18 protein-coding genes are annotated in these 20,050 nt (G+C 37.3%); 13 read left to right on the plus strand and 5 right to left on the minus strand.

What is annotated here, in order from left to right:
* Positions 1 to 45: 45 nt before the first annotated feature.
* Positions 46 to 528 (minus strand): hypothetical protein, encoded by a 483-nt coding sequence (locus RCG25_RS10510; protein WP_308083612.1) that lies wholly within the window; start codon positions 526 to 528, stop codon positions 46 to 48.
* Positions 529 to 739: 211 nt separating this feature from the next.
* Between RCG25_RS10510 and RCG25_RS10515 the strand changes: the two genes are divergently transcribed.
* Positions 740 to 4,147: a hypothetical protein gene (locus RCG25_RS10515; RefSeq protein ID WP_308083613.1), complete on the plus strand. Its 3,408-nt coding sequence runs from the start codon at positions 740 to 742 to the stop codon at positions 4,145 to 4,147.
* Between the two features lie 187 nt (positions 4,148 to 4,334).
* Positions 4,335 to 5,495 carry a cation:proton antiporter gene (locus RCG25_RS10520; RefSeq protein WP_308083614.1) on the plus strand — a complete coding sequence of 387 codons (1,161 nt, stop codon included), beginning with the start codon at positions 4,335 to 4,337 and terminating at the stop codon, positions 5,493 to 5,495.
* 146 nt (positions 5,496 to 5,641) lie between these two features.
* On the opposite strand, the gene RCG25_RS10525 is transcribed toward RCG25_RS10520, so the two are convergent.
* A complete protein-coding gene (locus RCG25_RS10525) occupies positions 5,642 to 7,108 on the minus strand; it encodes a cbb3-type cytochrome c oxidase subunit I (RefSeq protein ID WP_308083615.1) in 1,467 nt (488 codons plus the stop codon).
* 1 nt (position 7,109) lies between these two features.
* Complete coding sequence (locus RCG25_RS10530; protein WP_308083616.1) at positions 7,110 to 7,646, minus strand: cupredoxin domain-containing protein; 537 nt, start codon at positions 7,644 to 7,646, stop codon at positions 7,110 to 7,112.
* 263 nt (positions 7,647 to 7,909) lie between these two features.
* Here RCG25_RS10530 and RCG25_RS10535 point away from each other — a divergent pair, with 263 nt between their 5' ends.
* The 10 genes from RCG25_RS10535 (at position 7,910) to RCG25_RS10580 (ending at position 18,049) form a co-directional block, all read left to right on the plus strand.
* Positions 7,910 to 8,038 (plus strand): hypothetical protein, encoded by a 129-nt coding sequence (locus RCG25_RS10535; RefSeq protein WP_308083617.1) that lies wholly within the window; start codon positions 7,910 to 7,912, stop codon positions 8,036 to 8,038.
* A gap of 428 nt (positions 8,039 to 8,466) precedes the next feature.
* Entirely contained in the window at positions 8,467 to 9,465 is a 999-nt protein-coding gene (locus RCG25_RS10540; RefSeq protein WP_308083618.1) for an ABC transporter substrate-binding protein, read from the plus strand.
* Positions 9,466 to 9,776: 311 nt separating this feature from the next.
* Positions 9,777 to 10,808: an ABC transporter permease gene (locus tag RCG25_RS10545; protein ID WP_308083619.1), complete on the plus strand. Its 1,032-nt coding sequence runs from the start codon at positions 9,777 to 9,779 to the stop codon at positions 10,806 to 10,808.
* Positions 10,783 to 11,577 (plus strand): ABC transporter ATP-binding protein, encoded by a 795-nt coding sequence (locus RCG25_RS10550; RefSeq protein WP_308083620.1) that lies wholly within the window; start codon positions 10,783 to 10,785, stop codon positions 11,575 to 11,577. Before RCG25_RS10545 ends, RCG25_RS10550 begins: the two co-directional genes overlap by 26 nt.
* Before the next feature lie 250 nt (positions 11,578 to 11,827).
* On the plus strand, positions 11,828 to 12,943 hold the full coding sequence (gene hppD / locus RCG25_RS10555) for a 4-hydroxyphenylpyruvate dioxygenase (protein ID WP_308083621.1): 1,116 nt from the start codon (positions 11,828 to 11,830) through the stop codon (positions 12,941 to 12,943).
* Between the two features lie 107 nt (positions 12,944 to 13,050).
* Positions 13,051 to 13,659 (plus strand): flavin reductase family protein, encoded by a 609-nt coding sequence (locus RCG25_RS10560; protein ID WP_308083622.1) that lies wholly within the window; start codon positions 13,051 to 13,053, stop codon positions 13,657 to 13,659.
* Positions 13,660 to 13,675: 16 nt separating this feature from the next.
* On the plus strand, positions 13,676 to 14,608 hold the full coding sequence (locus RCG25_RS10565) for a fumarylacetoacetate hydrolase family protein (protein ID WP_308083623.1): 933 nt from the start codon (positions 13,676 to 13,678) through the stop codon (positions 14,606 to 14,608).
* On the plus strand, positions 14,608 to 15,765 hold the full coding sequence (locus tag RCG25_RS10570; protein ID WP_308083624.1) for a homogentisate 1,2-dioxygenase: 1,158 nt from the start codon (positions 14,608 to 14,610) through the stop codon (positions 15,763 to 15,765). The genes RCG25_RS10565 and RCG25_RS10570 overlap by 1 nt, the downstream gene beginning before the upstream one ends.
* 133 nt (positions 15,766 to 15,898) lie before the next feature.
* Positions 15,899 to 16,513: an NUDIX hydrolase gene (locus RCG25_RS10575; RefSeq protein WP_308083625.1), complete on the plus strand. Its 615-nt coding sequence runs from the start codon at positions 15,899 to 15,901 to the stop codon at positions 16,511 to 16,513.
* A 174-nt stretch (positions 16,514 to 16,687) separates the two neighbouring features.
* On the plus strand, positions 16,688 to 18,049 hold the full coding sequence (locus RCG25_RS10580) for an aspartate kinase (RefSeq protein WP_308083626.1): 1,362 nt from the start codon (positions 16,688 to 16,690) through the stop codon (positions 18,047 to 18,049).
* A 42-nt stretch (positions 18,050 to 18,091) separates the two neighbouring features.
* Here RCG25_RS10580 and RCG25_RS10585 read toward each other — a convergent pair whose 3' ends face one another.
* Entirely contained in the window at positions 18,092 to 18,670 is a 579-nt protein-coding gene (locus RCG25_RS10585) for a DUF2238 domain-containing protein (RefSeq protein WP_308083627.1), read from the minus strand.
* A 15-nt stretch (positions 18,671 to 18,685) separates the two neighbouring features.
* Positions 18,686 to 19,255 (minus strand): DUF2238 domain-containing protein, encoded by a 570-nt coding sequence (locus RCG25_RS10590; protein ID WP_308083628.1) that lies wholly within the window; start codon positions 19,253 to 19,255, stop codon positions 18,686 to 18,688.
* 150 nt (positions 19,256 to 19,405) lie between these two features.
* Here RCG25_RS10590 and RCG25_RS10595 point away from each other — a divergent pair, with 150 nt between their 5' ends.
* Positions 19,406 to 20,023, plus strand: coding sequence for a GntR family transcriptional regulator (locus tag RCG25_RS10595; RefSeq protein WP_308083629.1), 618 nt, complete (start codon positions 19,406 to 19,408; stop codon positions 20,021 to 20,023).
* The last annotated feature ends 27 nt before the right edge of the window (positions 20,024 to 20,050 follow it).

A 20,050-nucleotide genomic window follows, 5' to 3' on the forward strand; every position in this document is an offset into this window, starting at 1 on the left:
AGGTCTGTGCTTAAAATGTCCAAGCACAGACCTTTGTTCATTGTTTTAGCCCTTACGTGAAAATCCTTCTTCCTTCAAAAATTCTACCGCTTCCTCATAGGTATCGAAGCTATTATAAAGATTCAACCCAAAGTAAATATTCCAGGCATCATTTTCATTTATCACTATTAGTTGATTGTTTTCACTATCTACCCAGCGTTCTTCGTCTTTCGAATCTCCTATGATTGCTTCCTCAAATTCAATTTTTTCATTGGGTGATAACATTTGTATAGAATCCTTTAAAATCTCGCGCAGTTGATCACTTGTAAAATCACGAATATTGACCAAACCTTTTTCATCTGTATCATATTGATCTAAATGTCCTGCATATATAAAGCCATTCCCATTTGGATGTAAATGATAAACAATATTCTTCTTATCAGAAATACTATTTAGGTACTGAAAATTGATTCTTCCTAAAGAAACGTTCTTTCTTTCTAATTCAGGGAAAGATTCGATAATAGCTAATTTTTCATTAAATGTAAGCATGCAATTCCTCCATTAGTTAATTCACATATTTTTAATCATACAGATTTATTGGTTAAAGGTAAAACCTTTTTAATATTTGACGGTACATTTTATTTTTTGAGAATATATTGGAAAATATTCGATGAGTAGTGTAAAATTACACTAAAGGAAAAATTAGGGATTCCTATATGCTAAAGTTGTTTATAGGGAGGTTTAAATGGGGGGGAATCAATTGGAGCCTATTAAAAGAGATGAAAAAAGAAAAATATTTAGACAAGAGCTATTCACTTTAAAAGATGAGGGTTATTTATCAGATGATATCGTGGGAACTGTGGCGAAAGCCCATCATCAATATCATTTGGATTTGTTAGAATCAGAGGCTAGTCAGCAAGTATCGGAAATAAGTACACCTATTCAACAAAAGGTACCAGCAAAACCACCAAAAGTGAAAAAATCACTAACACCAGAAGAGATTCGTGAAAGGAATATTACCTGGTCATTAAATTTAGGAGTAATCTTCTTGTTAATCGGAGGCTTGTTTGTCGCAACGAGTAATTGGGAGTCAATGACAAGCTTTATGAAGAGTGGGTCGATCGCTATTGTTGCGCTAGTTTTTTATGGGATTGCTTTCTTAGCGAAACGAATCTTACATATAAATAAAACGGCCTTTGCCTTTATTGTCTTAGGTAGCTTGTTCTTACCAATATTTATTCTGTCTTTGGGATGGTTCGGCCTTTTAGGGTCCTATTTATCCATTTATGGGGAAGGGCGATATCTTCTCGGAATGCTCGGAAGTTTTTTGCCTATTATTATTTACATACTTTTCGCAAGGAAACTAGGCTCAAGATTGTTTGTATGGTTCATATATGTATCATTTTCTGCTGGGGTGGCATTTTTATTAGCAGGTGGCAAGTTAGAAATTGATTTTTTCTATTTTGGTATGATGATTTTTAATGCTGTCCTTATACTTGTATACCATCGGATAAAGAAAACAGAATCCTTAAGATTATTTACAAAAGAATTTGTTCCATATGTACAGGTTAATCTCGTTCTTTGTACACTTTTTATGCTTTTTTTCTTTAATAATGAAGTTGTTTATAGCTTCAATCTATTCCTGACAGCAATCATTTATTTATCAATGATGTATGTCAGTGGAAAAAAGGAATATCATTTTATTTTCAGTGTACTAATTGTTTATGGTGCATATCAGTTGATTGAACATAGCTTCCTTGACTATTTTGGAGAGATTTTCTACGCTTTAATTGGTCTTGGTATAATTTTTGTTCCAAAGGCTCTTGATGGGAAATTTAAGTTAGAAACAGTCTTTCATTATACAAGTGCAGTGATATCAGGGTTTGCCTTTATTTATATTAGTTTAGAAGGAATGCTACTTAGAGCTGGAGAGCCTTCTATTGTACTTATGCTCGCGTATTTTATCATTGCAGTCAATTTTGCTTATCTTTCCTACAATAATCCAAGATGGCTATTTCCTTATTTAAGTTCAGTCTTTGTTGCAACGGGTATTTACGAGGCTATTTCATATTGCGCTCAATCATTTTACATGATCAACTTTTCGTTAGCTCTTTCACTTACAGGCTTTATTTTATTGACGGTATTTGGGATTGCACCATTATCTAAGTACTTAACAATCATCCAAATTGCTTCTAGAGATGTGGGGTTAGCCATTATGGGGGTGTCCATATTGGCCGCAGTCACTTTCTTTTTCTGGTGGGAATTAGGGGTTATTCTCCTCCTGTTAGTGGTAGCTACCTATCTCCTGTATAAAAAGGAAAAAAGAATAGTATTACAGGGACTATCTGTATGGATATTACCATCCTCACTTGGTTTGTCAGTTGTTGCTTTTGGGGAGGAGTTATGTTCTAACTCTACTGTTTATTATGAAGAATACGGTTATGCAGTTAATTTTGCTGCTGGTGCCTTTCTTGTCTTATGGTCCAGATTTGTGTGGAATAGAATAGGTGAAATAGAAATAAACATAAGATCTCTTTACGTTGCACCAGTCCTTTATACCATCGCCATTTTTCATTCATTAATGAATCCTATTAATGAACTATGGGTGCAGCCTCTAGTATTAGTAGCGGGAATTGGAATGTACGGCTATCTATATAAAAAAGTTCGTACAAACTGGATTCCATATACAATTAGTTTGACAACATTACTAGCTTATTTTTCAATTATTCAAGCCATAAATGCAACTATTCCATTTGCTAGAGTTGTCGATTCTTTAATTCCGTCAATCAGTTCAGTCCTCCTGTTGTTCATTGCCTTTCTTTACAGAATAAAGGACCGGAACTTAGCAAGTGCGTTTGCTTGGACTGGGCATATTTTGTTTCCATTAGCCCTTGCTTTTACTTTGATTGCATACCAATCTGATGCCAGTTTCAGTTTTATGGTGGCTACCTTGGTATACGCACTAAGTACCAGAGCTGCTTCGAAGGAATGGGTTATCAAAGTATCTCTTTATGGGTGTTTCCTATCCTTCTTTGTTGTTGTATCAACGGGATTAAACACCTTTCTAAATCACTATAATGGGTTGTATGAATTCCCTATTACCAGCGGAATTATCTTCATTTTCATACTTCTCACCAATGAACTACATAAAAGGCGTACTATGTATTTTTTCGTCCCGTTCTCCATTATTGGAGTTACAGGTATGCTTTCGACCTACCCATTTGGCTTGGTTCCTTTTCTAGTAACGTGTGTCTATGTAATCTTACTCGTGTTTTATTTACACAAGAATCAGTGGGATATTCTAGGCGTCATACCACTATTTTTAGCTTTTGTAGCAACAGTGGAATTTGTTTTCCTTACTGAAATGGATGAATGGTTTAAAATGCTTCTAGTAGGCGTATTAGGAATAATCATGACTTTAAGTGGTCATATGATCTATAAAAAGCTATTTGAAAATGGTAAAAAGATTCACGAAATAAAGTTAGATGGTTATACAATCGTTTCGTTTTTATATTTTGGGTGTATGTACTTTTTGGAGAATCAATATTTTTGGAGTGATGCTTTACCTGGATTTCTAATTGCGCTAACACTATGGATGCAAAGGAGAAGAGTCCCCTTAGCTGTTTCCTATGTGATGTCAATTCTTGGGGGCACATATTTACTTCAACCATATTATATAATAATAAACGAATTAAATATTCCGCCTTTATGGGATCGAGAGGTACGTGTACTTCCTTTTATTGTTTTAGTTATATTTATCCGAAAGACTTTAAAAGGACGCTATTCAGAGATGTCGAAAATATTACAATGGGCAGTATTAATTATTGTGTCAATGTTATTAATACAGGATGGATTAGCTAGCAATACAATTTATGACGCCATCATTATTGGTTCCCTTTCCTTACTATCGATGATTGCTGGGATGTTCCTACAAATAAAATCATATTTCTTTGTTGGAGCAGGAGTACTGCTTTTAAATGTATTTCTCCAAACAAGACCGTATTGGGGCAACATGCCATGGTGGTTCTATTTACTAATCACCGGACTAATATTAATAACGATTGCAAGCTTTAATGAGTGGCATAAACAAAAAGTTCAAAAAGGAGAATCAACCTTTATTACCTTCTTGAAGCAAAGGGTAATTGATAAGATTAAGCAATGGGATTAAGTAAGTTGATTAATATGAAAAAGTTTGATATAATGAAATTAATTAAATAACTGTTGTACTTGGAGGAGTCTGTCACCAAGGGATATCTATGTCCTTTGGTTTGACAGACTTTTTTGTGTTTTAAGGAAAGAGTCTGTTTAAAAATAAACAGACTCTTTTTAATTTTTAAAAAAAGAAAGGTGATATTATGGAATTAATTTTCGAATTAGCAATTATTCTACTTGCCTCTAAATTAGCAGGTGACATTAGTGTAAAATTAGGTCAGCCATCCGTTTTAGGTAAGCTGTTGATTGGAATCGTTTTAGGTCCTGCTGTGCTGGGACTTGTTTCAGAAACAAAAACGTTAGAAGAAATAAGTCAAATAGGTGTCATTTTATTAATGTTTATAGCTGGACTGGAGACTGATGTTAATGAGTTCAAACGATCTGGGAAAGCTTCGGCATTAGTAGGTGTAAGTGGGATAGTTGTACCCTTATTTGTAGGTTATATAGCAGGAATCATAATGAATATGACAAACATTGAGGCCATGTTTTTAGGCTTATTACTCTCAGCTACAAGTGTAAGTATATCTGTTCAAGCTCTTAAAGAGTTAAATAAGATGCAGTCGAAAGAAGGAATAACCATTTTGGGTGCCGCGGTAATCGATGATGTTCTTGTCATTATCGCATTAGCGTTTTTAATGAGCATGGCAGGTGGAGACGTTAACTTAAGTATGGTCATTATTAAAAAGGTACTATTCTTTGGAGGATCTTTTTTAGTAGCTTGGAAGATTGTTCCTTGGGTCCTTAAGAAATTTGCTCCGTTAAAGGTAACTGAATCCCTCATTTCAGCCGCACTAATTATTTGCTTTTTGTATGCCTATGTAGCAGAAATAACCGGTGTTGCGGCAATTATAGGAGCGTATATTGCTGGAGTAGCTATAAGCGTGACCGATTACAAGCATGAAATTTTTGAAAAGGTAGAGACTATTGGCTATTCTATTTTCGTACCTGTTTTCTTTACTTCCATCGGCGTAAAGGCAAGCTTTGATGGAATCACTCAACACATAGGTCTTATTATTGGGCTTAGTGTACTAGCGATTTTAACTAAATTGGTTGGAGCGGCTGTAGGAGCAAGAATGGCAAAATTCCCTTGGAGAAGCTCTCTTGGGATTGGAGCTGCAATGGTCTCACGTGGAGAAGTCGCCTTAATTATTGCGACAATCGGGCTTGAAACCAAGTTAATTAACCAAGAACTTTTTGCAATCTTAGTTATTGTCGTCCTAATAACTACTATAGTTACTCCACCAATGATGAAATACTTTTTTAATACGCGTTCTGATGTAAGAGAAATGAAGCCATCTGCTTGAGGACAATAAAAAGAGGCTGACTCAAAAGCAAAGGTGTCAGACCCCACAATTCAATATCTAGAAAAAACAAAGTGAAATCTAGTCTAGATATTGTTTTTTCAGTGGTGTCGGACCCCTTATGAGTCAGCCTCTTTTTTACTACTTTTTTACGAGGCAGCTTTTGAAATTTTGATGTCTGTTTGCTTACCAACCGTTTTTAATCCATTGAAAAATCTAATGGTAAAAATAATTGAGGCTACAATGACAAAGATACCACAAAGGGCTCCCACTTGGTCTGAACCGGTCCATTCTGGCAAATGTTCAGCCCAACGTCGTGGGGCACTTATTTTTCCTGCGTAAAGAAACGAGCCAGCAATTCCGGTAAAGAATAAGAAGTAAATTGAAATCGCAAATTTATCAAGCCCAGTTTGCTTTTGTGTACCTTCTGTTTTATTAAAGTAGTACATAAATCCGAAAATCATGGCAACTACACCCATGCCCATGTACGTATGGAAATGTCCAGGAACCCATTTAGTATTATGCATAACGTGGTTTACAACAATTGTCGCGTCAATAATGGCAGGAACCGCACCAGCTACCCAACCGAACATAGCTAAAAACATCATACTTGATGCAAAATCCCATTTAACCGCAGAACGAAATATGATCATTAATGCGCCGTATGCGGTAACAACCATTACCGGTAACCCATTTGCATATGAAAAAATTTGACCGATGATCAACATCCACTTTGGTACTGCAAAGTCCATTAATAAATGATGAGTATAAATCATTAACGTGAATAACGTTGAGAAGTTCCATGCAATCAAAAAGGCTTTATTTGATTTCCACGGACGTCCTGTATATTCTGATAAAATTTCATAGACCGCAATAACCGCCATATAGATTGTGCAATTGGCAAAAATATGACCGAATGCATAGGTTAGATGCTTTGCTAACATCGGATCAAAGGTCAAATTAGGATTTAAAATATTTAAGATTGATTCTACCAATGCAGTAGCTCCTGCAAGAATGCCTGTAGAATTGGCGATAATAACCATTGTTGTCGCAACCACTGCAGCAGGTGGCCCGTATCCTTTTTTTTCTCTGAAAATATAATCCCAACCAAGTGATTTACCTAAACCTCCGAATTCTTTTATGAGTCTAGCGGCTAAGTAAAAATACATGACCAAATATCCAACACCTAAAATGAGAAGACCAAAAAGAAATAGTAATGCACCAGTTGTTCCATTAATCTTCGCTGAAAAGGATGGAAGTGGGTAAAGAAAGGTCCAACCATCTGAAAAATTAAAGACAAAAATGGCTGTAAGAATCATTACGACACCGATCAAAGATAAGATGAGGTTTGTAAAAAACACCTTATGATTTAAGTGAATATACTTTGATAAAAAATACCACATGATTGCGCTTCCACCTAAAGCTGCAATACCAACCATTCCTGTTCCGTGTACGGTCATAATTTTATAAAATAATTGTGGTGAGATTTTAAATACATTTCCTTGATTTAATAACATCATGACGCCAAAAGACATCATAAGTACCAGTACGACAGAGGTAACAAGTAAGGATAACGACACGCCTTTTTTTATGTAGTTTCTAGACGAATTCTCCATTTTATTTACCTCCTTTCGGTTTAACAATGATATCCTTCATCATTACATGATGACCCGTACTGCAATACTCTAAGCATAGAATTTTATATGTTCCTGGCTTTTCAAATGTAATCGAAACAGTATTGGTATAATCTGGCATAGCCTGTGTTTGTGCGATTAGCTTAAGGTCTCTATCATAAAGTCCAAAACCATGTGTTACATCTTTACTAGTCACACGAAACTGTATAGGTTCTCCAACTACAAAGTCCTCATTGCTTAAAATCCAGCTAAACTGCATTCCTGTCACATCAACAACTTTACCATTTGCTTCAGCATGTGCATGCTGGTCATGGTAAGGAAGTTTGCTTAGTGATATCGCTGAAGCAAAACCCATTACAGCTAGTAACCCAAGAAAATAGAATTTACGAATCTTGTAGCCTTTTTCTTGAATTGGTCCATACTCTTTAAATTTTCTCGATTCCCCGTACACAAAAGAAAATGCAAGTGCTAAGAGGAATACGAAAAATAATGTAGCGTACCACGCAATAGATTGGTACATAAAATCCCCTCCCGTTATATGAATATCAAACAAAAAGTCCCCCAACTACTTGTCTGATTCCAAATCCCATTGTAAACCCCTTTTTGTGAAAAAATAGTGAAATTTATCATACCTTACTAGTAATCTTTAAAAAAAGGACTTGTTCATAAATATGGAGTTTGGATTTTTTATAAAACGACCCCCATGTTTAATAGAGAATGGACGAATCGTTTGGTAAAGGAACCAACGATTGGTTCAAAACAAAAATTCCATGGAGGTTAGATATGGGAATCGTTATTATTGATATCGACAAATTACTAGAAGCTACTTCGGGTCTAACATCTGAGAAAAATGGTTATAAAGTAAACACTGTTGAGATAGATCAGTTACTTGAGAATACTCGCGATTGGTAAAACACATATTTTTGTTTCTCCACTCATAATCTTATATATATTCACTAAAGCCTTCTATTTAGATAGAAGGCATTTTTGTTTTTAAATTAGGATTTGTTTAACTTGTCTGTTTATTTCCGCTCCAGGCACTTCGCTTTCCGTGGGTGTTTCGGCGAGCCCCCTCGGCGCTTGCGCCTGCGGGGTCTCCCCTGAACCATACTCCCACAGGAGTCTTCGTGCCTTCTGCTCCAATCAACAGGTTGTAAAAATCAACACTGTTTTTTAACACAGTCTTTAAATTAAAATCTTCCACTAACTTGGTATGCCGCTTTAAAGTGAAAAAATATTTTTTGTATTTCTATTGCTTTTGTCCAAAAAAAATACTAGAATAATTTTTAATATAAAAAATTTTTAGAAAATTAATTTTAACGACATTAAGGGGGATCTAAATGAAGAAAACAGCTCGAGCATTATCTTTTGCATTAGCAGGGATGCTGATGTTAGCAGGTTGTGGCAGTAAGGAATCTTCAGGAGAAACAGGAAAGGGTGGGGCAGAGAAAGAATTTAAAATTGGCATTACACAATTTGCGCCTCATCCATCTTTAGATGCTGCGACAGAAGGCTTTAAAAAAGCATTAAAGGACAAGGGGATAAAAGCTACATTCGATGAACAAAATGCACAAGCAGACATGAATAACACCCAAACCATTGCCAATAACTTTGTTGGAGACAAAGTAGATTTAATATTTGCAAATGCTACTCCAAGTGCGACAGCAGCATTGAATGCGACGAAGGAAATTCCTATCATTTTCACTTCTGTTACAGACCCTGTAGGAGCGGGATTAGTTGAAGCATTCGATAAACCAGGGAAAAATATTACAGGTACAACTGACAATCATCCTGATGCAACGAAAAAAACAATTAACTTTATTACAGAAGAAGTGAAAGCCAAAAAGGTAGGAGTCATCTACAACTCTGGAGAACAAAATTCTGTTGTTCAGATTAAAGAAGTGAAGAAGCTGGCAGAAGAGAAGGGAGCAAAACTTGTAGAAGTTTCCGTGTCTACGACTGCTGAAGTAAAACAGGCCGCTGAATCTCTTGTAGGTCGAGTGGATGCTATCTATATACCAACAGATAATACAGTTGTTACTGCCCTTGATTCTGTTATAGCGATTGCAAATAGCAAAAAGATTCCATTGTTCGTAGGTGAACTGGATTCGATGAAAAAAGGAGCGGTTGCTGCAAGTGGTTTTAGTTACTTTGATCTCGGCTATCAATCTGGTTTAATGGCAGCTGAAATTTTATCTGGAAAGAAAAAGCCATCAGAAATCCCAGTTCAACTTCCAAGCAGCTTAAAACTAGTCATTAATAAGTCTGCAGCTGAAGCACAAGGATTAAAGGTTAAAGATGATTGGAAGAAGCTTGGAGAGTTTTACGACGGAAAATAAGATTAAAACTATTTCAAGGAGGAGAACATTTCGCAATTCTCTCCTTGATTTATACATAGGATAGTTAAGTAATGGTGTTTTTTTATGTAAAGGCTTTGTTAAATTTGACTGTTGATTTCCGCTCCAGGAGCGAGCGGTTCGTGGGTGTTTCGGCGAGCCTCCTCGGCGCTAGCGCCTGAGGGGTCTCTCCTGAACCATACTCCCACAGGAGTCTTCGCTCCTTCCGCTCCAATCAACAGGGTAAAAAAATCAACAATGTTCTTTAACATAGCCTATGTAAAAAAAATGGCCATAAAGAAGGGATGATTTCAATGTTTACAGCCATATTTGGATCTTTTGAGGCAGGTATCATCTATGCGATTATGGCGCTGGGCGTCTATCTTTCCTTTCGCATTTTAGATTTTCCTGATTTAACAGTGGATGGAAGTTTTGTAACGGGAGCAGCGATTTCAGCTGTCATGATCGCAAATGGGGCAAATCCATTTTTAGCGACAATCATGGCTTTGTTTGCCGGATTTGCAGCTGGCTGTATGACAGGCCTTCTACACACATTTGGAAGAATTAATAACCTGCTTTCAGGTATCCTTATGATGATCGCTCTTTACTCTATTAACCTTAGAATCATGGGTCGTTCAAATATACCTTTATTAAATACGGATACGGCTTTTACAAAAATAAGTAGTTTATTTGAAAAGACAGGAATTGATTCTTTTTTTAATAGTATTCTTTCACTGATAGGTCTTGGTGACAGTCTTCCAGAAACATGGGGGATATTGATTTTTATGATTATTGTTACCTTGCTGATTAAGTTCTTAACCGATGTTTTCTTACAAACAGAAATTGGGCTTGCTGTAAGGGCAACAGGTGATAATAAACGAATGATTCGAAGCCTTTCAGCCAATACCAACCTTCTTGTTGTTCTTGGATTAGGCTTATCAAATGCATTAGTTGCGTTCTCAGGTGCACTCATTGCACAACAAGGTGGATTTGCGGATGTTGGTATGGGAATAGGAATGATTGTCATTGGATTGGCATCGGTAATAATCGGTGAAGCTTTATTTGGTACAAAGACGATTGCGAGAACTACACTCGCCGTTATTGGGGGATCCATTATATATCGAATAGTGGTTACATTAGCTTTACGAGTTGAATTCTTAGATCCGGGCGATATGAAACTAATTACTGCACTCATTGTTATTATTGCATTAACTACACCGAAAATTATAGAAGGTTCTAGAGAGAGAAAGCGGAAAGCGATAAGACGAAACGAAAGAATAAACATGGTACAGGCTTCCGCAGTGGCAAAGGGGGAAAATCATGCTGCACTTAAGTCAGATTCATAAAATCTTTAATGAGGGAACACCAGATGAGAAAATTGCCATTGATCATATTAACCTTACTCTTGAACCAGGGGATTTCGTCACAGTGATTGGTAGTAATGGGGCAGGTAAGTCAACACTAATGAATATTATCTCGGGTGTACTATTTCCGGATATCGGGGAAGTTCATATTGGTGGTAAAAATGTGACACATATGTCTGAATTCAATCGTTCAAAAATGATTGGCCGTGTCTTTCAGGACCCTATGGCTGGAACAGCTCCTAGTATGACCATTGAAGAAAACTTGGCAATGGCTTATTCAAGAAATAAAACGAGAACGCTCAGGTGGGGCGTAACCAAAAAAAGACGTGAATATTTTCGTGACGTTCTGGAATCTTTGCACCTAGGGTTAGAAAATCGTCTCAATGCAAAGGTTGGTTTATTGTCGGGTGGGGAACGGCAGGCTCTATCCTTATTGATGGCTACATTTACAGAGCCTTCAATCCTGTTATTAGATGAACATACTGCAGCTCTTGACCCATCGAGGGCAGAGCTTATAACCGCACTGACAAAGGAAATTGTTGATAAATACAAATTGACTACACTTATGGTCACACATAATATGCAGCAAGCTATTGACCTGGGGAACCGTTTAATCATGATGGATAAAGGTCAAGTGATTCTTGAGGTCAACGAAGAAAATAAGAAGCATCTTACAATCAACAGCTTATTAAGTGAGTTTAAGAGAATTCGTGGGTCACAAATGGCAAGCGATCGGGCCATTCTGTCATAGAAAAAATTTTTTCAAATGAATTTTTGGATAGCCCCCCTCTTAGAGGAATATTTCCAATGTGTATATGTTGCAAACTACCTGTATATTCAGGTAGTTTCTTTTGTTTTTTCTTAGGGAAATAACTGATTCAAAAGATATTTCTTTAATGCCCAAAAGCGGTATTGCTTTACTTTCTACTCTTGAGAGGACAAGACAACTTCAATTAAAATTAATTCTGAATATTATTACTTTATTTAATGGGGGTTTCTCGATGAAAGAAAATAGATTAACAGCAGAACAACTTGTAGATGATTTTTTTCCTGTAAGAGATGTGGATTATATTGAAATCTACACTGGAAATGCTAAGCAGGCTTGTCACTTTTTTTGCACGGCTTTTGGTTTTCAACCAGTTGCTTATTCTGGACTTGAAACGGGAAATCGTGAAAGCGTTTCCTATTGTTTAAAACAACGAAATATTCGTCTTGTTATTACTGGTACCTATAAGGAGGACAACAGGGTTGCACAGTTTGTAAAGAAACACGGTGATGGTGTGAAAGACGTAGCGTTATTGGTTGATAATGTAGAAAAAGCATTCGAGGAAGCTGTAAATAGAGGGGCAATTGCTATAGCTCCCCCATTTGAAATGAAAGACGGTCAAGGGACAATTAAGAAAGCCGTTCTTGGTACATATGGTGACACCATCCATACGTTAATTGAACGGAAAAACTACCAAGGTGCTTTTTTACCAGGATTTGAACCATATTCAGTTGCATTGCCAATTGAGGATGCAGGATTAATCGGTATTGATCACGTGGTTGGTAACGTTGAAAGTATGGAAGAGTGGGTGGAGTACTATTCAAAAGTAATGGGCTTCAAAGAAATGAAGCATTTCTCTGACAAGGACATTACCACGGAATATTCTGCACTAATGTCAAAGGTTATGCACAATGGTGGTCGGATTAAGTTTCCTATCAATGAACCTGCAGAGGGGAAGCGGAAATCCCAAATTCAAGAGTATCTAGAATTCTATAATGGACCAGGAGTGCAGCACTTAGCGATTTTAACTGAAGATATCGTTTCAACAGTAACCACTTTAAAGAAGAATGGTGTGGAGTTCCTCAAGACACCTGCTACTTATTATGAATCATTAGGTGAGCGGATTGGAAAAATTGATGAGGAAATAGAAAAGCTTAGGGAGTTAAATATCTTAGTAGACCGTGATGATGAGGGATATTTACTGCAGATCTTTACAAAGCCAATCGTTGATCGCCCTACATTATTTATTGAAATCATTCAACGTAAAGGAGCCAGAGGCTTCGGGGAAGGAAACTTCAAGGCACTATTTGAGTCGATAGAGCGTGAACAAGAACGACGCGGCAATCTATAACACTAGAAAGTAATATAATGTATTTTTAGGTGAAATATGATCAGAGCAAGGGAGAGGTGTTCTCCCTTGTGAAACATATGGTTATTTGAAAGAGTGGTGGACGGGAATTGGAAATCTCACCAGAAACACTTGAATGGAAAGAAGCCTATAAACTTTTAGTCGGATCGATTTTGCCACGTCCTATTGCTTTTGTATCAACAATAGATGCAAATGGCATCGCAAATGCAGCACCCTTCAGTTTTTTCACCGCTATTTGCGCGGACCCCATGCTCATTTGTTTTTCCCCAATGAGGAAGGGAACGGATGGAGCGAAGAAAGATACGTTAGTTAATATTGAAAGTACAGGTCAATTTGTGATTAATATTGTCAGTGAAAGTATGGCTGCACAAATGAACGATTGTGCCATTGAGTTTGCTTCTTCTGTGGATGAAATAGAGGAAGTGAATCTAACAAAGGAACAAAGTATTAAAGTAAAAGTACCGCGAATCAAAGAATCACTCGTTCACTTAGAATGTGAACTCTATCAAGTATTGCATTTTGGTGACAAGCCCGGTGCAGGCAGTCTTGTGATTGGTAAAGTAATACATGTCCATGTAAACGATGAGCTTTATGATAAAGGGAGAATTGATACATCTAAATTACAGCCGATAGGCCGAATGGCTGGTAACACCTTTACTAACCCATTGGCAAAAATATTTGATATGACTCGAAAATAGATAATAGGTGAGTGCCATGAAATTTGTAACCTTTGAAAAAGCAGACAAAACAATTAGATCTGGGTGGCTGGATGGTGACTTTGTGGTGGATATGTACGAGGTATCTGATGGCAAACTGCCTGAAAGCATGCTGGAGTTTTTAGATAATAGCGAAGAAAATATGAAATTGGTGATGAATCTCGCTCCAGTAACTAGTGAACAAAAAGGAAGGTATCCATTAAGTGAAATTCGATTAAAAGCACCTCTTCCCATGCCTAGGAGCTTTCGTGATTTTTATGCGTTTGAACAACATGTAAAAACAGCAAGGGAAAACAGGGGGCTTGAAATGATTCCGGAATGGTACGAAATCCCTGTTTTTTATTTTTCTAATCATCTAGCAATTAAGGGTCCAAATGATGCTATCATGATGCCAAATGAATGTGAATGGCTAGATTACGAGTTGGAAATTGGCTGTATCATTGGGAAAAAAGGTAACAACATTCGAGCTGAAGACGCCGATCACTATATTTTTGGTTATTGCATATTAAATGATTGGAGCGCAAGGGACCTACAAAGGAAAGAAATGAAGGTGGGGCTTGGTCCGGCAAAGGGGAAGGACTTTTCAACTTCTATTGGTCCATGGATTGTTTCGAAAGAAGAATTGGAGTCGTTTAGGGCCGGCAAGGGTTATGATCTACCAATGATGGCGCGTGTGAATGGTACCTTGCTTTCGAATGGAAATATGAAGGAACTTCATTATTCTTTTGGAGAGATGATAGAGAGAGCCTCAGCGGGCGTTACACTTTACCCTGGAGAAATGATTGGTTCAGGAACAGTTGGTACAGGATGTATTCTCGAACTTGGTCAAAAGGTACACAGATGGCTTTTACCAGGTGACTTAGTAGAATTAGAAATTGAACATCTTGGTATCCTTTGTAATAAAATTACGGATGGAAATGAGGTGAAATAATGTATTACCGGCAAATGGGAAAAATTCCGCATAAACGGCATACGATGTTTAAAAAAGAAGATGGTAGTCTGTATCGTGAACAGGTAATGGGGACGAGAGGGTTCTCAGGAACCCAATCTATCCTTTACCATCAGTACATGCCAACGGAAATAGTAAAGTCAGAACTAATCAGTACTTATTTGCCTGAATATGAAGAACAGCAGTCTTTGAAGCATCGGCACTTTTTTACTAGTAAGGCGGATAAGCAAGGGGATGGTCTAACTGCTCGAAATTATCTTTTAGGAAATCAGGACTTACTAATTGGAACGGCAAAAGTGACTAAACCGATGAAAAGCTTCTATCGAAATGGTGATGGGGATGAAATGCTGTATATTCATCATGGTACCGGGAAGTTGGAGACAATGTTTGGTACCATTTCTTATCGACCAGGGGATTATATAATTGTCCCCATTGGAACTATCTACCGTGTAGTGCCAAATGAAAAAGAAAAAACACAAATGTTATTCGTGGAGTCCTTTAGCCAGATTACTACCCCTAGACGTTATCGGAATGAATATGGTCAGCTTCTCGAACATAGCCCGTTCTGTGAACGTGACATACGCGGACCTGAAACCCTTGTTTCTTATGATAAAAAGGGTGAATTTGAGGTATTAACGAAATCAAGAGGGGTCATTTCTTCTCATATTCTTGGTCATCATCCGCTTGATGTAATTGGCTGGGATGGGTATTTATATCCTTGGGCGTTTAATATAGGCGATTTTGAGCCTATTACAGGTAGGGTTCATCAGCCACCTCCCGTACATCAGACATTTGAAGGAAATAATTTTGTTGTTTGTTCTTTCGTACCACGCCTGTATGACTATCATCCTGAAGCCATTCCTGCACCGTATTATCACAGTAATGTGAATAGTGATGAGCTCCTTTATTATGTGGAAGGAAATTTCATGAGTCGTAAGGGAGTCCAAGAGGGTTCAATCACACTCCATCCAGGTGGCATACCCCATGGTCCACACCCTGGTAAAACGGAGGCAAGTATTGGGAAAAAAGAAACGCTTGAACTAGCTGTTATGATCGATACCTTCCATCCTCTTAAGATTGTAAAAACCGCACAAGAGATAGAAGATCCCGGCTATATGTTTACTTGGAATGAGAATTAATGATGAGGCTGACTCAGAGTCCTTTGAGTCGGCCTTATTTTTTTTCCTGTATACGTAAATAAAAAGCGCTTATACTTATAAAAATGGTATGGTAGAAATATCTAAATAGTACAAAAGGAATAGAGGTGAACTCATGGAGCTTGAAAGAATTATAAAGAAACTAAAGAGTCATACTCCAACTATTTTAGGCAGTGAGAAGTTTTCGAAATATGCTGTTATGCTGCCGCTCGTACAAAAAGAAGATGAAATTCATGTGTTATTTGAAGTGCGGTCGCTTGAATTAAGAAGGCAGCCAGGGGAAATATGTTTTCCAGGAGGAAGGATTGATTTACAGGATATTGATGAAAAGGGGGCAGCCCTTCGAGAGACGGTTGAAGAACTAGGAATTAGTCGTTCAGAAATCACAAACATTTTTCCGCTAGATTATATGATCTCCCCTTTTGGAATGATTGTTTATCCGTTTGTCGGATTAATTACTAATCCTGAAAACATTCACCCAAATCCGTCAGAAGTAGGGGAGGTCTTTACAGTCCCAATTTCTTTTTTTATTCATCATTCTCCATCTATTTACCACATTAACTTTAAAGCAGAGCCTGAAGAGAATTTTCCTTATGAGCTAATAGCGGGTGGAGAGAACTATAATTGGCGGACAAGAGACCTAGAAGAATATTTTTATCTTTATCATGATAAAGTGATTTGGGGGCTAACTGCCAGAATCCTCTCCCATTTTATTGAAATGGTTCGCTAGACAATTAATATAATAAAAAACAGTGAGACTAGGTTAGTTTGCTATTCTCACTGTTTTTTTTGTTTGTTTGTCCAGAGTGGACAAATGTACGTATAGAAAGGAAAAAAATACTTGATTATTTTCAGAATTGGAATAAAATTAAGATAATATTTTCAGAGGATAGGGAGATGTAACATGAAAGTAGTTAAGTTTGGAGGTTCCTCATTGGCTTCTGGAAAACAAATGGAGAAGGTATACCAAATTGTAATATCAGACCTTGAGCGAAAAATTGTAGTTGTTTCTGCACCTGGAAAAAGATTTACAAACGATGAAAAGGTAACAGACTTATTGATAAAGTGTGCTGAGGCAGCTATACAGAACCATACCATTAAGGAAAAGGTGGATGCAGTGATTGAGCGTTATGCTTTTATTGCTGAGGAACTTTCCCTATCGCATACTGTTATTGAAGAGATTCGTGATGATTTAATGAAAAGACTACAATCCGACAAAGAAAAACCTGATCGGTTTATGGACCGGGTAAAAGCAAGTGGAGAAGATAACCAAGCTAAACTAACAGCCGCTTATTTTCGGAAAAAGGGTCTTGAAGCCCATTATATTGACCCTCTTGAGGCTGGGCTCCTCGTCAGTGATGAACCAGGAAATGCTCAAGTATTACCAGAGTCTTATGAAAATTTGCACTTACTCAAGTATCGGTCTGGGGTATTGATCTTTCCAGGTTTTTTTGGTTACAGCAAGGAGGGGGAAGTGTTCACATTTTCTCGAAGTGGATCCGATATTACAGGATCTATCCTAGCAAATGCAGTAAAAGCCGACCTTTATGAAAATTTTACTGATGTGGATGCGGTCTATTCCGTAAACCCCAATATTGTGAGTAATCCAAGAGAAATTAAGGAATTAACCTACCGTGAAATGAGAGAACTTTCATATGCAGGTTTTACCGTATTGCATGATGAAGCACTAGTACCGGCCTTTCGCGCTGAAATACCTGTTCAGATAAAAAATACTAATAATCCAGCAGCTCCTGGTACAAGGATTGTTAATGAGCGGCACAACACAAATGGTCCGGTAATTGGGATAGCCAGTGACAAAGGATTCTGCAGCATTTACGTAAGCAAGTATTTAATGAACAGAGAAATTGGCTTTGGGCGGAAGCTATTGGGTGTATTAGAGGACTTTGGTCTTTCTTACGAACACACACCTTCGGGGATAGATGATATATCAGTTATTATGAGAGAGAATCAACTAAATGCTAGCCTAGAAGAAAAGATTATCCATCGTATTAAGACAGAATTGCAGGCTGACGAGGTGAAAGTTGAACATAGCTTAGCACTCATTATGGTTGTCGGTGAGGGGATGCGTCATAATGTCGGTACGATGGCGAGAGCATCTAAGGCATTAGCAAGGTATAGTGTTAATATCGAAATGATTAATCAAGGATCATCAGAGGTTAGCATGATGTTTGGAGTGAAGGAGGTGGATGAGAAACGAGCAGTTCAAGCACTTTATGAAGAGTTTTTTGTTCCTGTGACAGTATAATGGAAATAAAAATAGAGGCTGACTCTTTTCTTGAGTCAGCCTTCATGTTTTCTTCTTTAACTTCGCTCGAGTTCTGATTCCCGCCACGGCCGCTATTACAAGACCACCAATAGTATCTGCAATCAAATCAGTCATGGTGTCTTTGTTACCTCCACCCTGTAGGGTCATATTGAAAAATTGATCGGAGCTAAATTCATATACTTCCCATAAAACTCCCCCGAGTGCTGCAAAAGATAAAGTAAATAAAAAAACAAACCAAGGGGATATCTCATCTCCTGCATTTCTATGGATTAATCGTTCGTATAAGGCAATTCCTGAAAAAGCAAGAATGGCTCCACTGACAAAGTGCATAAATGTATCCCACCAGCCTAGCCCGTACCAGCCGAGGATTGAGCCAAAATATTGGGAGCCAACTAAAAATACTAAATAAGAGATAACAATAGGTAAATTGAATTGAAGTTTGGTGAATAAGGCTAACAATAACGGGACTGCACCACAAATAATTCCACCAATTGCTACTGTTCCTTTAAAGCTCACATTATGAGTGAAATAGTAAACAGCTAATGCTGCCATAAAGAGTACATAAATCAAACTTAGAAGGATAACAAGCTTCCGATTCATTTTTATCACCTCGCACTATATATTTTGTTTTCGTGTTAAGGAATAAATAGCAACTAAAAGTCCGCCTACCAATCCACAGAGTAAATCTAGCATGGTATCTGTATTTCCTCCTCGCTGCATGGTGTGTGTAATAGGCGTCAAATCCCCTAAAAATTCATAAACCTCCCAAATGACACTTGCTAAAGCAGCAAGTGAAAGTACAAACAAAAAAAGAATCCATTTTGAGAGTTCATCGCGTACCTTTTCAGGGATACAGATTTTATACAAAGTAATGCCGGCGAGAGCAACATACAGCCCTTTATAGAAGTGAAGGGTAGAATCCCACCATTTATAATGAAGATAAAAACTAGATATCGATCCGAGAAACAAGGAACAAAAAATGAAGAGATAATATCCCAATATTAGTGGGACATTAAAGGGATTGTGTTTTTTAAATAACAATAGAAGTGGAATTGCACTTACGAATATGCCCCCAAGAGATACCTGCCATCTGGAAGAATCTCCTTTTATTAAGTAGAAAACTACCAGAGAAATCATAAAAATGATAAAAACCACACTTAACCCTACGATTAATTTTCGTTTCATGTGTTCACCTCATAATAAAACGCTCTTTACAATTATGTCCAATTAATAAATTTGAAATCATTGATTTAATTCTCGCATCCAAATCTATAAAGAGGTATATTGAATGAGACGATAGAAACAAGTGTGTAGAATGAATAGGTGGAGGTTTCTATGCAAAAAGCACAAATACCAACATACGAACGTATTGCAATTGATTTGGCAAATAGAATATATGATGGAAAGTTTAAAGTAGGAGAAAAAATTCATGGAAGATCCACGTTAGCGAGTGAATACAAAGTATCTCCTGAAACAGTGCGGAGAGCGATAAAGATATTAGAGGATGTTGAGATTGTACAGTCCACTAAAGGCAGTGGGATTGTGATCTCATCAAGGGAGAATGCCTATAAATATATTCATCGTTTTTCAAATCTAGAGAGTATTAAAGATCTTGAGAAACAAATGAACACACTTATAGATGAAAGAGATAAACTGGATGAACAGTTATTTGAAACATTAAGAAAAATTATGGATTACTCAGGAAAACTTCGTCATACGAATCCATTAGCCCCTATTGAGGTAGAGGTTTTTCCGGGTTGTACTCATATAGGTCAAACGATTTCGGAGACAAAGTTTTGGCAAAATACTGGTGGAACTGTCATTGGTATGAAACGTAAGGGTGAATTGATTATTTCACCAGGGCCCTACGCATTAATTATGGAGGGGGATATACTCCTCGTTATAGGTGATGATCAAACATATGATAGGGTGCTTCATTTTTTACACGATTGAACCAAAAAGAAGAGACAGTCTCCTAAG

This window comes from Neobacillus sp. PS2-9, assembly GCF_030915525.1.
Classification (GTDB): domain Bacteria; phylum Bacillota; class Bacilli; order Bacillales; family Cytobacillaceae; genus Neobacillus.

What these genes read in the sequence shown, in the direction of transcription:
- RCG25_RS10510 (WP_308083612.1), bottom strand. Translation starts at nt 528, where the DNA reads ATGCTTACATTTAATGAAAAATTAGCTATTATCGAATCTTTCCCTGAA.
- RCG25_RS10520 (WP_308083614.1), top strand. Translation starts at nt 4,335, where the DNA reads ATGGAATTAATTTTCGAATTAGCAATTATTCTACTTGCCTCTAAATTA.
- RCG25_RS10525 (WP_308083615.1), bottom strand. Translation starts at nt 7,108, where the DNA reads ATGGAGAATTCGTCTAGAAACTACATAAAAAAAGGCGTGTCGTTATCC.
- RCG25_RS10530 (WP_308083616.1), bottom strand. Translation starts at nt 7,646, where the DNA reads ATGTACCAATCTATTGCGTGGTACGCTACATTATTTTTCGTATTCCTC.
- RCG25_RS10535 (WP_308083617.1), top strand. Translation starts at nt 7,910, where the DNA reads ATGGGAATCGTTATTATTGATATCGACAAATTACTAGAAGCTACTTCG.
- RCG25_RS10540 (WP_308083618.1), top strand. Translation starts at nt 8,467, where the DNA reads ATGAAGAAAACAGCTCGAGCATTATCTTTTGCATTAGCAGGGATGCTG.
- RCG25_RS10545 (WP_308083619.1), top strand. Translation starts at nt 9,777, where the DNA reads ATGTTTACAGCCATATTTGGATCTTTTGAGGCAGGTATCATCTATGCG.
- RCG25_RS10550 (WP_308083620.1), top strand. Translation starts at nt 10,783, where the DNA reads ATGCTGCACTTAAGTCAGATTCATAAAATCTTTAATGAGGGAACACCA.
- hppD (WP_308083621.1), top strand. Translation starts at nt 11,828, where the DNA reads ATGAAAGAAAATAGATTAACAGCAGAACAACTTGTAGATGATTTTTTT.
- RCG25_RS10565 (WP_308083623.1), top strand. Translation starts at nt 13,676, where the DNA reads ATGAAATTTGTAACCTTTGAAAAAGCAGACAAAACAATTAGATCTGGG.
- RCG25_RS10570 (WP_308083624.1), top strand. Translation starts at nt 14,608, where the DNA reads ATGTATTACCGGCAAATGGGAAAAATTCCGCATAAACGGCATACGATG.
- RCG25_RS10575 (WP_308083625.1), top strand. Translation starts at nt 15,899, where the DNA reads ATGGAGCTTGAAAGAATTATAAAGAAACTAAAGAGTCATACTCCAACT.
- RCG25_RS10580 (WP_308083626.1), top strand. Translation starts at nt 16,688, where the DNA reads ATGAAAGTAGTTAAGTTTGGAGGTTCCTCATTGGCTTCTGGAAAACAA.
- RCG25_RS10585 (WP_308083627.1), bottom strand. Translation starts at nt 18,670, where the DNA reads ATGAATCGGAAGCTTGTTATCCTTCTAAGTTTGATTTATGTACTCTTT.
- RCG25_RS10590 (WP_308083628.1), bottom strand. Translation starts at nt 19,255, where the DNA reads ATGAAACGAAAATTAATCGTAGGGTTAAGTGTGGTTTTTATCATTTTT.
- RCG25_RS10595 (WP_308083629.1), top strand. Translation starts at nt 19,406, where the DNA reads ATGCAAAAAGCACAAATACCAACATACGAACGTATTGCAATTGATTTG.